Consider the following 15,890-nt stretch of genomic DNA (forward strand, 5'->3'; position numbering starts at 1 on the left):
TTACACCTTCTCTTTCACATTTTTACCGAGGATACCTGCTGGACGGATGAGCAAGATCACAATCAAGATGGCATACACAATGGCATCACGGAAGTCTGAAAGACCGATCGCTGTAGCGAAGGTTTCTAACAAACCGATAACAAATCCACCTAGGGCAGCACCTGGAATGATTCCGATTCCCCCAAGAACGGCTGCGACAAAGGCTTTGATCCCTGGTGTCATCCCCATCAAAGGCTCGATCGAGTTGTAATACAAACCAATCAAGACACCACCAGCACCTGCCAAAGCTGATCCCAAAGCAAAGGTAAAGCTGATCGTACGGTTTACGTTAATCCCCATCAATTGAGCGGCATCACTATCAACAGATACAGCCCGCATGGCTTTCCCCATCTTTGTTTTTTGAATAATAAATTGAAGAGCGACCATCAAGAAAACAGACACTCCCAAGATCATCAACTGAATATTGGAGATTGAAATAGGACCAAAGTTGTAACGAACTGTTTTAATCACTTGCGGGAAGGAACGGGTATTGGCACCGACGAAGAAGACCATCCCATATTCGAGCAAGAAGGAAACCCCGATGGCTGTGATCAAGGCAGCAATCCGAGTCGAATGACGAAGCGGACGATAAGCCAGGTATTCAATTACAACCCCTAAAATAGCTGTCCCAACCATGGCTAGGAGCAAGGCTACAAAGAAGTTTACTTTCCACGAGTTCAATAAGAAATATCCCATAAAGGCACCTACCATGTAGATATCCCCATGGGCAAAGTTGATCAATTTGATAATTCCATACACCATAGTATAACCAAGGGCCAAGAGTGCATAGACACTTCCCAAGATTAGACCGTTCACTAATTGCTGGAGCATTTGAACCATCCTTTCTAACAATAAAGAGCGAGGCCAGGAATTTTCATTCTCCCAGCCTCTTGTACAAACAACAAATGATAATTATGGTTTAACAGACTCAACTGATTTGACTTTACCATCTTTCAAGCCAATCATAAGAGCTGATTTAACCGGGTTGTGGTTCTTGTCAATTGACATTGTACCAGTCACACCTTCCAAGTCTTTCAACTTCGCAAGGTTATCTTTCAATTCGACAGAGTTCTTAGCACCTTTAGATGCTTCTGCAACCATGTAAACTGAATCATAAGCCAAAGCTGCGAACATTGAAGGTTCTTCATTGTATTTCGCTTTGTATGCTTCTACGAATTTCTTGGCTTTATCAGTCATTTCACCTTCAGTAGAGAATCCAGCTACGTAGTAGATATCTGTAGCTGCAGCAGGTGTTGCTTGTTCAACGAACTTAGCATCGCTAAATCCATCCCCACCAATGATTGGTTGTTTGATTCCCATACCACGCGCTTGGTTTACGATCTTACCAGTTTCTGTGTAGTAACCTGGAAGAACAATCGCATCGAAGTCTTTATCTTTGATTTTTGTAAGGGCAGCTTGGAAGTCTGTATCCTTAGATTGGAAGGTTTCTGTTGCTACGATTTCACCTTTGTAAGATTTCTTGAAGGCTTCAGCAATCCCTTTCGCATAGTCAGATGAGTTATCGTAGTAGAGAACGACTTTTTTCGCTTTCAAGTTATCAGTTGTGTATTTGGCAATGATTTTTCCTTGGAAACTATCGATGAAGGTTGCACGGAAAAGGTAATCTTGACCTTTTGTCAAATCATCTTGAGTTGCTGATGGTGTTACCAATGGAACACCTGCTTTACCAGCGTTGGCAACCGCTGCTGCAGTAGCACCTGAAGTCGCAGGTCCTACAAGAGCGTTCACTTTTGATTGAGTGACAAGGTTTGTAGTGACTGTAGCTGCTTCAGCTGTTTCAGATTTGTTATCTTTATCTGTGACAACAATCTTCTTACCGTCAGCTCCACCCTTAGCGTTGATTTCATCAACGGCCAATTGAGCACCTTTTTGTTCAGCGCTACCGTAGGCTGCTACTTCACCAGTTTTTTCAAAGTTAAAACCGACTTTTAGTTCTTTGCCGATTTCGTTACCAGTTGTGTTTGAACCTGAAGTAGAAACTTCACCACAAGCAGCAAGAAGAGCGACACTTGCAATGGTTAAAAATGAAAGAGCAAATTTTTTCTTCATTTGTAATGATCTCCTTAAATGAATCTTAAAATAAATACATTAAGAATATACCGAATTATCTGACAATTGTCAATAAAAAAAACGCAATCCATCAAATGATTGCGTTTTCTAACCTTCTGTGACCACAGATGGGGTCTCCAATCGTTGCAAACTCCCCACAAAATCTGTATCTAAATCTTTGAGATGGCAAGGCAAGACTTTTTTGACATAACGTTCTTTCTTTAAGTCTTCCATGACTTGATCGGCCTTGTCGCTGTCCACATACAATTGGACATAACGGCATTTCTTAGAATGGTACAAGACATCTCCGACAGATTGTAATTTTTTCCCGTCTCGATTGTAATACAATTTAACAATTAAGCCTGTTCTTTCTTGTTTCTCAAACATGGTCAATCCCTTTCTCGTTCTGTTACTAGTATATCAAATTTCAAGAAAAAGAACTACTCTTTTATGAGAGCAAAAAAGAGAGTGGGACAGAAATCGGTAATTCGTTAGTATTCGATTTCGTTGTCCCACCTCCGCACAGTTGAGTAAGGCTGTAAAAGCTGATGAAATCAGCGTAGTATATCCCACTCAACCACTGCGTTTTGCTCGACAATCCAAAAATAATTGAGAGGCTAGGACTTTTGTCCAGCCTCTTGACGGGCCTTCCCACAGGATGGTTTAACCCAATTTATTATTGGCCATGATTTCATCAATAAAGCCATATTCAAGTGTTTCTTGTGCGCTCATCCAATTGTCACGCTCCGCATCAGCATGCACTTTTTCAATGGATTGACCTGAATTTTCCGCAAGGATTTTTTCCAAGTTGTTCCGTGTTTTGAGTAAGTGTTCTGCTGCAATCGCCATATCGGTTTGTTGGGTACCACCACCAGTACCACCCATTGGTTGGTGAATCATGTACTCGGCGTTTGGCAACATGAAGCGTTTGCCCTTCGCACCGCTTGAAGCGATAATAGTTCCCATAGAAGCTGCCATCCCCATAACAATGGTTTGGACATCTGACTTGATAAAGTTCATAGTATCTACAATGGCAAGACCTGCTGAGACAGAGCCACCTGGGGTATTGATATACATATAGATATCTTTTGTATTATCTTGGGCATCCAAGAAGAGCAATTGAGCGATAATGGAGTTAGCCATTTGGTCCTCAACTGGTCCTGTTACCATGATAATTCGATCTTTTAACAGACGGGAATAAATATCGTAAGAACGTTCTCCTCGACTGGTTTGTTCAATAACTACTGGAATCATCTATTCTTCTCCTTTAGTATCCATTCATTCTCACGATTCGTGAGGTTCAAAGTATATGTGCTATTATAAACCAATGGTCAAAAAAGGTCAAATCTTAAGCACCTTTCGGACGAATCATGAATGGTTTCTTATTTGGTACCGAATAAACGGTCACCTGCATCTCCAAGACCAGGAACAATGTAGCCATGTTCATTCAAATGATCATCGAGGGCTGCTGTAAAGATATCAACATCTGGGTGAGCTTCTTGAAGAGCTTTCACCCCTTCTGGCGCTGATACTAGACAGACAAATTTGATATGGCTAGCGCCACGTTTTTTCAAGGAATCAATAGCTAGAATAGCGGATCCACCCGTAGCAAGCATTGGGTCTACTACAAAGATACGACGTTGATCAATATCTTCTGGCAATTTCACCAAGTATTCAACTGGTTTCAAGGTTTCTTCATCACGGTACATCCCGATATGGCCAACCTTAGCAGCTGGTACCAAACTCAAGAGACCATCAACCATCCCAATCCCTGCACGAAGAATTGGGACAATAGCCAACTTCTTCCCTGCGATTTGTTTTTGAACGGTTTTGGTAATAGGAGTTTCAATTTCAACATCCTCAAGAGGCAATTCACGCAATACTTCGTAGCCCATCAACATAGCAATCTCATCTACCAATTCACGAAAGGCCTTCGTAGAGGTATCTGTACGACGAAGAATAGACAATTTGTGTTGAATCAGTGGATGTGTAATAACTTCTAATTTTCCCATTTTGAGATCCTTCTTTCTAAGCTGTTATTATTCAAAAAAGAGCTATGATAAAAGTGGAGTCAAGCTCTACTCTTTCTTTCAGTCCCTCTTTGATACTCACAGCACATGGAAATCTTCATTTCCAACTTTACATTCTTCTTATTATACCAAATTTTACAAAAAAAAGAGAGCCCTTACACTTAATTTTTTAAGTTCGGACTCACTCTTTCTATCAATCAATTACAACCATTCTTTGTATTTCTTAATATAGATACGTTTGACAACCGTCACACTCAGCATATAGAGGACGATAATCGCAAACAATAGAACAAAGTACAATCCATTTAGTTGGCTCAACTTCAAGATAGAAGCCAAAGGACTATATGGAAGGGAGGTTACAAAGAAGGCTGCTGCTAAGGTCGTCACCACGACTGAGAAGGCTGGACGACTTTGGATAAATGGCAGTTTTGGTGAACGCAACATATGAATAACCATGGTTTGAGACCACATAGATTCGATAAACCATCCGGTTTGAAACACCATGATAAAGGCTGCTGCATCTGTTGCTCCATGGTTGTAGCCATGACCTAAAATCATAGGAACAACAAGGAAGTAAAGAAGCATGTAGGTAATAATATCAAATACAGATGAAATTGGACCAATCCAGGCCATAAAGCGCATGATAGAGTTTGCTTCCCAGATACGAGGTTTCTTGAGGAATTCCTTGTCGACATTGTCAAAAGGAAGGGCGATACAGGAAAGATCATAGATAAGATTGAGCACAATCAAATGAACGGGGGCCATAGGAAGGAAGGGCAAAAAGATGCTGGCAAAGAGAAGAGAGAAGATGTTCCCGAAGTTAGAAGAGACCGTCATCTTGATGTACTTGGTCATATTGGCATAGACCTTGCGGCCTTCAACCAAACCTTTTTCAAGGACCATCAAGTCCTTATCCAGAAGGATGACATCTGCCGTTTCTTTGGCAATATCAACAGCGGTATCCACGGAGATCCCAACGTCTGAGACCTTCATAGATGGAGCATCGTTAATACCATCTCCCATGTAACCAACCTTGTGGCCATTGTTCTTGAGACTGAGGATGATCCGCGCTTTTTGATCGGGTGATAGTTTGGCAAAGACCGTTGTTGTTTCTACAACTTGTGCTAACTCTTGGTCTGTCATCGTATCGATTTCGCTTCCCAAAAGAATCCGCTCGACATCTAGTCCTACTTTTTCACAGACAGCTTGGGTGACCTTTTCATTGTCCCCAGTTAAGATCTTGGTGGTTACCCCATATTCTGCAAGAGCTTTGATTGCGGGAGCTGCAGAAGGTTTTGGTGGATCAAGAAAGGCAAGGTAACCGGTTAGGATCATATCTCCTTCATCTTCAACACTAAAGATGTCATTTTCGTCCAAGTCAGTTTTGTAGCTGACTCCCAAAACACGAAGTCCTTGTTCATTTAATTGAGCAACTTCAGCAAGGACCTCTTGACGAACTTCATCTGTCAGGCGTTTAATCTCCCCCTTGTATTCAACATAAGTCGATACAGAAAGCATTTCTTCCAAGGCACCCTTGGTCACCATGCTGACCACATCGTCTTCGTCTTTGACAATGACACTCATGCGACGACGTTCAAAATCAAAAGGCAATTCATCAATCTTATGGAAAGTTTGATCCAGATCGCGAACGATTTCATGTTTCTTGGCTTCTTTCTGGGTCCGATTGATAATCGCCCGGTCCATCAAATTTTTTAGCCCGGTTTGGAAATAGGAATTCAAGTAAGCCCGGCGAAGAACTGATAGATCCAAATCGCCATGGATATCAAGCGGATACTCCAAAACGATTTCATCTTGGGTCAAGGTACCTGTCTTATCAGTACACAAAATATCAATAGCCCCAAGGTCTTGAATGGCATTGAGTTTTTTGATAACGACTTTTTCCTTGGCCATGATGATGGAGCCCTTCGCAAGACTCGCTGTAATAATCATCGGCAGCATTTCAGGAGTCAAACCAACCCCAACGCTGAGGGCAAAGACACCTGCTTCTAACCAGTCACCATCTGTGAGACCATTGATCACAAAGACAACGGGCACCATCACTAACATGAGCCGAATCAAGAGCCAAGAGATGGTATTCATTTCTCTCTCAAATGAGGTTGGTTCGTCATAGGTGTTGATGGTTTGCTCAATAGCTCCCATCATGGTTTCATCCCCCACGACCAAGACCAAGGCTGTTGCCCGTCCGGAGATGACATTGGTCCCCATGAAGGCCAAGCTTTCACTCTCCAAGAGACTATCTAGATTTTGACTGTCGGCTTTTCTGAGACAAACCTTTTCAACAGCATCACTTTCCCCTGTGAGACCAGATTGTTGGACAAAGAAGTCACGGGAATCAATCAAGACCACATCTGCTGGAATCATATCGCCGGCACTTAATTTGATCACATCACCTACGACGATTTCATCGATCGGAATTTCTTGTTCTGACCCATCACGCAGAACGGTCGCTGTATTGACAATCATACGTGATAAGTTGCTAGCTGCTTTGTCGCTCCGCAATTCTTGAATGAAGCGGATGCCACCAGAGATCAAGACCAAGGTCACAATGATGATAGAGGTCGTTGGATCCTGTTCACCTGGTTTTGCTAGCCAGACATTGGTGATGAAGGAAACCAGCGCAATGACCAACAAAATCACTGTAAAAGGATTGATGATCGATTCGTAGACCTTTTTGATCATGGAATCTTCTTGACCTTTTGTGATGACATTTTCGCCATAAATATCGCGGTTTTCTTCTACTTGATCGTCAACTAAACCAAGGGCACTGGTTTTGTAGGTGGCAAAGGTGCTTTCAAGTGGTTCTTGAAGAGTAGCAATGAGTCTTTCTTTATTTGTTTGCATTGGTATCTCCTTTTTCAATCAGGAGCCAATCACTTTTGGAGTCCCTACGACACAAATCAGCGATTGGCTGGTTCGGTGCGGTTCGGGATGATCGTCGATTTGTATCATAGCTCTCTCCTTTCTCTTTTCTTGGTAAGGCATAAAAAAGAGTCCTACCCTCGATCGGTAGGACTCATGAAACTCGTCATTAATTTTTCAATCAAAACTCTCAAAAAACTGACCGTCCAAGCTTTAGCTCCACAAGGCAATGAAATGAGCTTAGTCTTGACCTTTGCGATCAGGACTGTTGACCAACGAGTAGTGTCTCCACTGCTTTGCGGTAGTCATCCGTATCCTTGTGGTAGCCTCACCTACCGTATTTCGAGTTTATTGTACTCCTTCACTTACAGAAAGTCAACACTTATTTGTGAAAAGTTTCCACCAAGCGTTTGGTGATTTCTTCAATGAGGGTGAAAGGGGCTGCTACATTGAGGCGAGCATGCAAGTTTCCTTCTTTTCCAAAATCTGTTCCACGGTTCAAAATCAATTTGGCTTGGTCATGAATTTTAGCATGCAGCTCATCATCGGTATAAGGATAGGCTGAAAAGTCCAACCAAAGAAGATAGGTGCCTTGGGGTTTCATGACACGGATTTTGGTCTTTTCATGCAATTCATCTACCACATAGTCGATGTGTTTTTCAAAAACTTGCTTGAGCTCTGTCAACCAAGGCTTGCCATGACGATAAGCCGCTTCTGTAGCAATATACCCTAAGCCTGAGATTTCATGTTGATTATTAGTCAATTGCCGTTGTTTAAAAGCCGTACGAAGCTTTGGATTTTCAATGACCACATAGGAATTTTTTGTTCCTGCAATATTGAAAGTCTTGGTTGCACTGGTTAAGATCAAACTGAAGTCTTTAAAGATTGGATCAACCGTGTTAAAGCTGGTATGACGGTGGCCAAACAAGGCCAAATCTTGGTGGATCTCATCTGAAACGAGAAGGACACCATGTTTTTGACAGAGGTGGCCGATTTTTTCCAAGACTTCACGATCCCATACACGGCCTCCAGGATTGTGCGGATTACACAAAACATAGAGTTTAACTTCTTGCTCCACAATGTCTTTTTCGAGCTGATCAAAATCAATTTGGAAAAGACCATCCTTTTCAACTAATGAATTTTCGATCAATTTTCGACGATTGAGTTTGACACTTCTGGCAAATGGAGGATAGACCGGCGTATTGATTAAGACAGCATCCCCTTCCTTAGTAAAGGCTTGAATAGCTGTTGAAATGGCTGGAACAACACCTTCGATAAAGACGACAGCTTCCTTGTCAAAGGAATAGCCGTGCTCTTCTTTTTCCCAATCAAGGATAGACTGGTAGAGGGTATCCGATGCGTAGGTGTAGCCATAGACCATTTGGTCCGCATAACCGATCACCGCTTCTCGTACTTCTGGAATGACATTAAAATCCATGTCCGCGATCCAAGCCGGAATGATTTCTGGATCTGTCTCTGTTTCTTTCCACTTGTAGGTATGGTGGGTCAAGCGATTCGGTAAAGTCGTGAAATCATATTTGGTCATCTTAAGCCTCCAATGCTTGTTTCAAATCGTCAATCAAGTCATCTGCATCTTCGATTCCGATAGACAAACGAAGGAGATCATCTGTCAAACCGTATGAATGACGAACTTCTGCAGGAATGTCCGCGTGAGTTTGGGTGGTAGGATAAGTGATCAAGCTTTCAACTCCGCCAAGACTTTCTGCAAAGGTAAAGACTTGAAGGGAATTCAACAAGTTAGGAATTTTTTTCTCATCTTGAATTTTAAAGGAGACCATTCCACCTTTTCCAGTGTAGAGGACTTCTTTGACCTGAGGGGAGGTTTTCAAAAACTCGACCACCTTGCGGGCATTCTCAGTGGAGCGCTCCATCCGGATAGAGAGCGTCTTGAGACCACGGATCAGCAGATAGCTGTCAAATGGGGAAAGAACAGCACCTGTCGTGTTCAAATTGTAAAAGAGTTTGTCATACAAGTCCGCATCATTTGTCACGACAACACCAGCCAAGACATCGTTGTGACCAGCTAGGTACTTGGTTGCTGAATGAAGGACAATATCCGCTCCCTCTTCAATTGGGCGTTGATAGATCGGGCTATAGAAAGTATTGTCCACCACGACTTTAGCACCTTTTGCATGGGCCAATTTGGCTAAATGAGCAATATCGAATTCAAACATCAATGGATTGGTTGGTGTTTCAATATAAAGGACATCCACCGGATCATTATCTAGATGGTGGATCAGTTCTTCTTCTGTATTGGCATAGGTGAACGAGAAGCGGCCTTCTTGCTCTTGTTGGTTAAACCAGCGGAAAGAACCTCCATAAAGGTCACGAACGGCTAAGACTTTTGAACCAACTGGGAAAATGCTAAAAGCAAGCACAATGGCTGACATTCCAGAGCTTGTCGCCAAAGCATAGTCTGCACTTTCGATAGCTGCCAAAGTCTTCTCAGCTGTTGCGCGTGTTGGATTTTTTGTACGGGTATAGTCAAAACCTGTAGACTGACCAAATTCTGGGTGCTGGTAAGTCGTAGAGAAATGCAAAGGAGTCGTTAAAGCTCCCGTTGCTTTATCCGACTTGATTCCTGCCTGTGCCAAAATAGTATTGATATTACGTTTTTTACTCATATTGCCCTCCGATAAACATTCAATCTAACTGCTTACTATTTTATCACTATTATGAGGAGAGCGGTTTTCCCATTTTCAAGACCTAGCTATAGTTTCAAACTATAAGAAAAGGCTGGACATAAATGTCCAGCCTCTGATTTATTTAATCCGAAATTTTTGTCTGAGACGTGCGGCTTGACCTCCGATAAAGCGGTCAAAATACCGTAGCCATAATCCTAAGGCTCCATAAATAGCAACTCCTAATCCGCCAATGACGACGATATAAATCATGCTCGATACACGGCCATTTGGTGGGAAAATCCAGCCCAAAATCAAGCCTGCGATCAAGACTCCAAGTAGCATCACCACGGTAAGAATAGAACCAAGTAAGGTCCGCTTGAAGACGATGGTTCGATTAAACTGAGTAATGGTTTGGATCTCTCGATACATGAGGACGATCGGCACCATTAAGGCAATGGTCGTTGACAAAAGTGGCCCATAAGAACGAAAGACCAAAATAAATGGAATTTGGAGGACCAATTTCACCACTACCCCATAGAGGAAGTAACGAATGGCCTTGCGGTTTTGGAAGAGGGCTTGAATCATTGGGGACAAGACCGTGTAAAGACCGAGAATTACGGTCTGCAACATCGCTACGATGAAGAGCCCTAATGCCAAGCCATCTGGTTGCCCATAGAATACTGTATAAAGTGGTTTTGCGACTGCTACTGCACCAAGGGTAGCTGGAAGCAAGAAAGCAAGTAGCATGGTCAAGTTATCCTGTACGAGCTTCCCAGCCGCTTTTAGGTCACCCTTCACATAATTCTCTGTCAAGAGAGGAATCCCAACTCCCCCAATCGAAGTCGCTACTGCGATCAAGATCATGGTGATTTTATTTGGGTTAGCAGAGAAATAACTAAACATGACCAAGAGCTGCTTTTGACTATAATCTGTAAACCAAGACATGACATTAATAAAGGTCATCTGGTCGACAATTTGGAAGAGCTGGATCGCAGAACCAGTGATGATAAAAGGAATGGCTTCCCGTATCGTATCGATCAAGAGGGCCCGAGTATCAATTCCTTCACTTCCCTCTTGCTTTCTAAAAATAGAAGAGAGCAAGCCTGTCTTTGCAAGGTAATAAAAGAGCACCAGAAGGCTCGCTCCCATACCAATAAAGGCAGCAAAGGTCGACTGCGTCACAGCCTGCACGTAATCACCTGAACCAATCTTCATAATAAAGAAGGTCGTGAGCAACATCCAGATGACCCGGATCACTTGTTCAGCGATCTGGCTAATGGCGTAAGGCTTCATGTTGTTAAAGCCTTGGAAAAATCCTCGAATGACACTCATGGAAGGAAAGATCAAGACAGCCCAAGAAAGGCTCTGCATGATCGGAATCAACTCTTTTCCCCCACCTGAAAGACTCGCAAAAACAGGAGACAACAGATACATGAGAATGGCAAATCCAAGGCCTAGAATACCCATAAATTTCAAGAAGCCTCGAATCAAAGCAAAACTATGATCGGCTTGGTCTCGGGTATTGTATTTGGCTACTTGCTTGGCAACAGCTACGGGTACCCCGGCTGTCGAAATCAAGAGAAACCAAGCATAGATATTGTAACCCATTGTAAAAAGACCATTGGCTTGTGGCCCATATTTTCCCATCCAAATATACCAAGGAATAATATAAGCAGCTCCTAGCAAACGGCTGATAAAGTTGCTGGCTGTCATCCAGGCAGTCCCGCGTAGCATCTGGGCTTGCTGGTCATTTTGTTCGTGACTCATTGGTGTCCTCTTTCGTTTCTTCTTCTCTTCATTATAAACTTTTCCATGACACTTGTAAAATAGGGACTTTAGGTTTACAATAGTTTTATGATTACAATTGAACAAACCCTCAACATTTTAAAACAAGACCAAAATTTCCGAGAAGTTCTAGTAAATGGTGAATACTACTACCATCTAGAAGGAACAAGTTTTGATGCTATTAGCTATGATAGCCGGAAGGTTTCTGCTAGCACCCTCTTTTTTGTCAAAGGGGCCAACTTCAAAAAAGAATACCTGGAACAGGCTATTTCTAATGGACTCGGCTTTTATGTCTCTGAAAAAGATTATGAAGTTGGTATTCCTGCCATCCTCGTCAATGATATCAAACAGGCCATGAGCTTAATTGCCATGGAGTTTTATGGGCACCCTGAGAAACAATTAAAACTATTGGCCTTCACAGGGACTAAGGGAAAGACAACCGCGGCCTATTTTGCTTACCATATTTTGGAACAAAGTCACCGACCAGCTATGCTGTCTACCATGAATACAACACTGGATGGTAAAAACTTCTTTAAATCGACCCTGACAACGCCAGAGAGTTTAGATCTTTTTGCCATGATGGCTGAGGCAGTAGCCAATGATCGGACCCACTTGATTATGGAAGTTTCCAGTCAAGCTTATCTGGTAAAACGGGTTTACGGTCTGACCTTTGACGTTGGTGTTTTTCTCAACATCAGTCCAGACCATATTGGACCGATTGAACACCCAACTTTTGAGGATTATTTCTACCACAAACGTCTCCTCATGAAGAACAGCCAAGCCGTAGTCATCAATAGCGATATGGATCATTTCCAAGTTTTAGCGGACCAAGTCGCGAACCAAGACCATGATTTTTATGGAAGCCAGTCTGAGAATCAAATTGAAAACTCCAAAGCTTTCAGCTTCTCAGCCACTGGTAAATTAGCTGGAAACTATGATATCCAACTGATTGGACATTTCAACCAAGAAAATGCTGTAGCTGCAGGTCTCGCCTGCCTTCGCCTAGGAGCGAGCCTCGAGGACATCCGAAAAGGGATTGCTAAGACGCGGGTTCCTGGCCGAATGGAAGTCTTGACTCAGCAAAACGGTGCTAAGGTCTTCATTGACTACGCCCATAATGGTGATAGCTTGAAAAAACTGCTCTCAGTTGTCGAAACCCATCAAACGGGGACCATTTCACTAGTCCTTGGATCAACTGGGAATAAAGGAGAGAGCCGCCGCAAGGATTTTGGCTTGCTCTTAGAAGACCATCCTGAAATTCAAGTCTTCCTCACAGCGGATGATCCCAACTATGAAGATCCTTTGGCCATCGCTGAAGAGATTAGCAGTTTCATCACGCGCCCTGTAGAGAAAATCGCAGATCGCGAACAAGCCATTCAACGGGCTATGACAACTACCAGCAAGCCTGAAGATGCTGTCATTATCGCAGGAAAAGGAGCTGACTGCTACCAAATCGTCAATGGGGTAAAAGAAGAATATCCAGGGGATGCCGCCATTGCTGAACGTTACCTATAATCAAACGAAAGAAGGCTAGGAAATTTTCCTAGCCTTTTATTGTTTGATAAACATCAGTCTTTCCTTGTCCAAGTCCACTGCTAATTCATATTTGCCTTCATCATTTTTGCGGATATAGCCTAAGACTTCTAAGCTATCAACAAAGATATCTCTGCGCTTTTGCTGGACTACTTCTTTTTTGAGGAACTTGAGCAAAAAGCTGGTCATATACTTGAGAGCATACTCGGGATTGACATCGCCCAAAATAGCATAGAGCTTTTCTTGCTCCTCTGTCAATGGATATTGGTGTTTCACCTTGTAGAAGTAATTGGAAAGGGTCTGTGCATTTCGCGCAAAGTCCGTCTCCTCTATCAAAATCGCTTCATTGGTCGTATTGCTGAGTTCTGTTTGGAAGACTTTGGCTTTCAATTCCTGAAAAAGTTCACTATCCTCTCGGACAAAGACTTCTTGATCCAGGTCAACAAGATCAGCTGACTCTAAGAAAGGCAGGTTGAGGGTGTAGCGTTTATTTTCTCGAAGGATCAAGCCCGCTTTGATATACTCCTCCATCAGTTTATCCACTGGTTGATCTGTAAATTGGGCCTTGATTTGCCGCAAAATCACATCATCCTGCTGATCCAAATAGTTGATCAAGTCCTTGAAAAATGGCTGACGTGTCAAACGTGTAGGATTAATGATTGTAATCATAAATAGGTCTCGTTTACTGTTTTATCGGTTCGTTCTTATTGTAACATAAAAATTAGTTTAAGCGAAATCAATACCAAAGGACAAAATCTTCAATTTATGGATAGGCAGGCAAGAGGGGAAAATAAGGCAATAAAAGAACTTAGTCTTTTCAATCCAAGTTTACTGTAGAAGCCCCATAAGTTATTCCAACTCATTTCATTTCTATTATTTTAAAAGAAATAAAATCAGTCAGTAGTTGCTTAATGCGTTCTGGACATTCTTCATTGTCCCTACTGTAGATACTCACTAAGCCATGTAAAAAAATAAAGATTCCACTACGAATATTTAGCGCTTCTGCATCAGATAAGTCTTTCGGTAAAAAGACATCAATAGCTTCTTCCAACAAACGATAACTTTTCATTCTCAATTGCATCAACGGTTGCGAACAATCGCCTGAATCTTCATGCTCTCCACGGTAAAAAATCAATAATTCATAAATATTACGTTCTCTAAACCCAAAATCCACGTATACTTGACAGATTTGAAGCAGACGTTCCTTATCATTCTGCTTGGAATGACTGATTTCTAAGCAAGTATGATAGAGATGAGTTAACGGTTTTTCCGCTACTGCATATAATATATCCTCTTTCTTTTTAAAATACTGATAAATAGCTGTATGTGAACATCCTGCAGCTTGAGCAATCTGCCTGATTCCTACTTTTTGCTGAGATTCTGTCCGGAAAAGTTCTTCGGCTGCCCTGATAATTCTAGATCTTGTATCCTTTGCCATTACAAACTCCCTTTAAACCCATCCGATGCCTCAAAATCTCGTACTGCATCTTTTACCTCACTACCATGACAAACACTAACAAGTGCCTGCGAATATCTCTTGATAATTCTTTCTCCACTAGCTAAAGCTTGTCTCATATCTGCTGTATATCCTTTCATTGGTGGACGCAACTTTCCATTTCTCGTAGCTGTAAAAAGGTCTCCAGCAATTAAAACTTGATCCTCTTCATGGTAATAAACAACATGACCAGGGGAATGACCAGGAGAAAATAGGGGTTTTAATCCTGCCCTACTTAACAAGTCTTGACCCTCTTGACTTTCAACAGTTATAAAAGTAACCGGGTCAAAAATGACTTTTTCTTTCTCTTTTCTATTAGGAAAAGGTTCTTTGCCTGAAATATAGGGGAATTCCTTCTCACTGATTAAAGTCGGGATGTTCCCAAAGTGCTGTCTAAGATAGGGCAAACCTTTGATATGATCTGGATGTCCATGGGTCAGAAAAATTGCTTCAATTTTTTGTGGGAGTAAAAACTGGGCAGCGTACTTCTCCATTCCTCGCATTCCCGTATCAATCACATAAAAGCGACCAGATGATTCAACTAGCCATATGCTGACAACAAAAATGCCCAATTCGGACTCAAACTTTTTTATATGTGGACTGATTTGTTTTGTACGTGTTAATAAACGATACAAGAAAGACATATTTACTTCCTCCTTTGATTTCCAGCAAAAACTAACCAGTGGTTAGTTTTTTTGTGAAGTATATCATATTTTATCTGTCTAAACAAGAAACATCCAGAGGATATTAGAAAAAAATACAACTTTTACAAGTTGTATTCGAACGTAGAACATATTTTTCTTTAGTTTGATGCAACTCTTATAAACTGTATCAAAGATTCAGATTGTTGTTTCATGAATCCAAATCATCCAAATACCTTTCTTTAAACTGTAGCTGTGGTGATTGGGCTAACTGACTCGGGTTGGTCCCGGGCTGATCTAAAGGAACCGCTAGACCAAGCTCTCTGTAGTAATCTTCCCAAAACGAACTAATCTCTTGTTCCTCATCTCCAAACTTCATGGGAATGGTTTCAAAAATAGGAAGTAGTTCAGCAATGAACTGGGAACAATAGAAACCAGCTCCATCTGGATAAAAGGAAGCATTGTAGGGAGCCCCTAAAAGGTTTTCTGCCCGCTTTTTGACCTCTGGACAATCAATCTGCGCATAGCGATAAAGGTCATAGACTTTTCCAGCTTCAAAGAAATCCTCAGGGGCTTGGGAAAGGACGCCACCTTCTACCGTGGCATGATAAATGAAACCGTCCAAAAAGATAGCCACATGGCTATAGTTGCCAGTAGATACCTGGATGGCCTGCCCCATTTCCGTATCTTCTCTCACAAAAATCAAATCGCCCGTCTCTAACATGATCTTCTCCTAGCAAAAAAGGAGCCGAAACTCCTTTTTAATAATGGG

14 protein-coding genes and 1 riboswitch are annotated in these 15,890 nt (G+C 42.0%); of the genes, 1 reads left to right on the forward strand and 13 read right to left on the reverse strand.

All coding sequences use genetic code 11. The features are described from left to right. From HMPREF2832_RS09000 to HMPREF2832_RS09040, 9 genes are all read right to left on the reverse strand, one after another. The gene (locus tag HMPREF2832_RS09000) at positions 1–870 is read right to left on the reverse strand and encodes a branched-chain amino acid ABC transporter permease (RefSeq protein WP_021153669.1); all 870 of its coding nucleotides are present in this window, start codon (positions 868–870) and stop codon (positions 1–3) included. Between the two features lie 81 nt (positions 871–951). Continuing rightward, positions 952–2,109, reverse strand: coding sequence for an ABC transporter substrate-binding protein (locus HMPREF2832_RS09005; RefSeq protein ID WP_023918808.1), 1,158 nt, complete (start codon positions 2,107–2,109; stop codon positions 952–954). Positions 2,110–2,217: 108 nt separating this feature from the next. Continuing rightward, positions 2,218–2,496, reverse strand: coding sequence for a DUF2129 domain-containing protein (locus HMPREF2832_RS09010; protein ID WP_003013098.1), 279 nt, complete (start codon positions 2,494–2,496; stop codon positions 2,218–2,220). 276 nt (positions 2,497–2,772) lie between these two features. Continuing rightward, the gene (gene clpP, locus HMPREF2832_RS09015) at positions 2,773–3,363 is read right to left on the reverse strand and encodes an ATP-dependent Clp protease proteolytic subunit ClpP (RefSeq protein ID WP_021153673.1); all 591 of its coding nucleotides are present in this window, start codon (positions 3,361–3,363) and stop codon (positions 2,773–2,775) included. Between the two features lie 128 nt (positions 3,364–3,491). Beyond that, entirely contained in the window at positions 3,492–4,121 is a 630-nt protein-coding gene (gene upp, locus HMPREF2832_RS09020; RefSeq protein WP_003005574.1) for a uracil phosphoribosyltransferase, read from the reverse strand. 219 nt (positions 4,122–4,340) lie between these two features. Continuing rightward, the gene (gene mgtA, locus HMPREF2832_RS09025; protein WP_070506853.1) at positions 4,341–7,001 is read right to left on the reverse strand and encodes a magnesium-translocating P-type ATPase; all 2,661 of its coding nucleotides are present in this window, start codon (positions 6,999–7,001) and stop codon (positions 4,341–4,343) included. A gap of 207 nt (positions 7,002–7,208) precedes the next feature. Next, positions 7,209–7,366: riboswitch (M-box (ykoK) riboswitch) on the reverse strand. A gap of 35 nt (positions 7,367–7,401) precedes the next feature. Further along, entirely contained in the window at positions 7,402–8,565 is a 1,164-nt protein-coding gene (locus HMPREF2832_RS09030; protein ID WP_023918813.1) for a MalY/PatB family protein, read from the reverse strand. Between the two features lies 1 nt (position 8,566). Next, positions 8,567–9,664: a cystathionine gamma-synthase gene (locus HMPREF2832_RS09035; protein WP_070506858.1), complete on the reverse strand. Its 1,098-nt coding sequence runs from the start codon at positions 9,662–9,664 to the stop codon at positions 8,567–8,569. Positions 9,665–9,802: 138 nt separating this feature from the next. Further along, on the reverse strand, positions 9,803–11,431 hold the full coding sequence (locus HMPREF2832_RS09040; protein ID WP_070506863.1) for a putative polysaccharide biosynthesis protein: 1,629 nt from the start codon (positions 11,429–11,431) through the stop codon (positions 9,803–9,805). 87 nt (positions 11,432–11,518) lie between these two features. Between HMPREF2832_RS09040 and HMPREF2832_RS09045 the strand changes: the two genes are divergently transcribed. Then, a complete protein-coding gene (locus tag HMPREF2832_RS09045) occupies positions 11,519–12,964 on the forward strand; it encodes a UDP-N-acetylmuramoyl-L-alanyl-D-glutamate--L-lysine ligase (protein WP_070506868.1) in 1,446 nt (481 codons plus the stop codon). 36 nt (positions 12,965–13,000) lie between these two features. Here the strand turns inward: HMPREF2832_RS09045 and HMPREF2832_RS09050 are convergent, their stop codons facing one another. The 4 genes from HMPREF2832_RS09050 to HMPREF2832_RS09065 all read right to left on the reverse strand — a co-directional run bounded on the left by HMPREF2832_RS09050 (position 13,001) and on the right by HMPREF2832_RS09065 (position 15,842). Continuing rightward, positions 13,001–13,651, reverse strand: a complete 651-nt coding sequence (locus HMPREF2832_RS09050) for a DUF1803 domain-containing protein (protein WP_070506872.1) — start codon at positions 13,649–13,651, stop codon at positions 13,001–13,003. 190 nt (positions 13,652–13,841) lie between these two features. Beyond that, positions 13,842–14,420 carry a TetR/AcrR family transcriptional regulator gene (locus HMPREF2832_RS09055; RefSeq protein ID WP_070506876.1) on the reverse strand — a complete coding sequence of 193 codons (579 nt, stop codon included), beginning with the start codon at positions 14,418–14,420 and terminating at the stop codon, positions 13,842–13,844. Next, on the reverse strand, positions 14,420–15,121 hold the full coding sequence (locus HMPREF2832_RS09060; protein ID WP_070506881.1) for an MBL fold metallo-hydrolase: 702 nt from the start codon (positions 15,119–15,121) through the stop codon (positions 14,420–14,422). Before HMPREF2832_RS09060 ends, HMPREF2832_RS09055 begins: the two co-directional genes overlap by 1 nt. A gap of 208 nt (positions 15,122–15,329) precedes the next feature. Beyond that, entirely contained in the window at positions 15,330–15,842 is a 513-nt protein-coding gene (locus HMPREF2832_RS09065; RefSeq protein ID WP_070506884.1) for a YiiX/YebB-like N1pC/P60 family cysteine hydrolase, read from the reverse strand. Positions 15,843–15,890 lie beyond the last annotated feature (48 nt).

The organism is Streptococcus sp. HMSC073D05, from assembly GCF_001812015.1.
Classification (GTDB): domain Bacteria; phylum Bacillota; class Bacilli; order Lactobacillales; family Streptococcaceae; genus Streptococcus; species Streptococcus parasanguinis_D.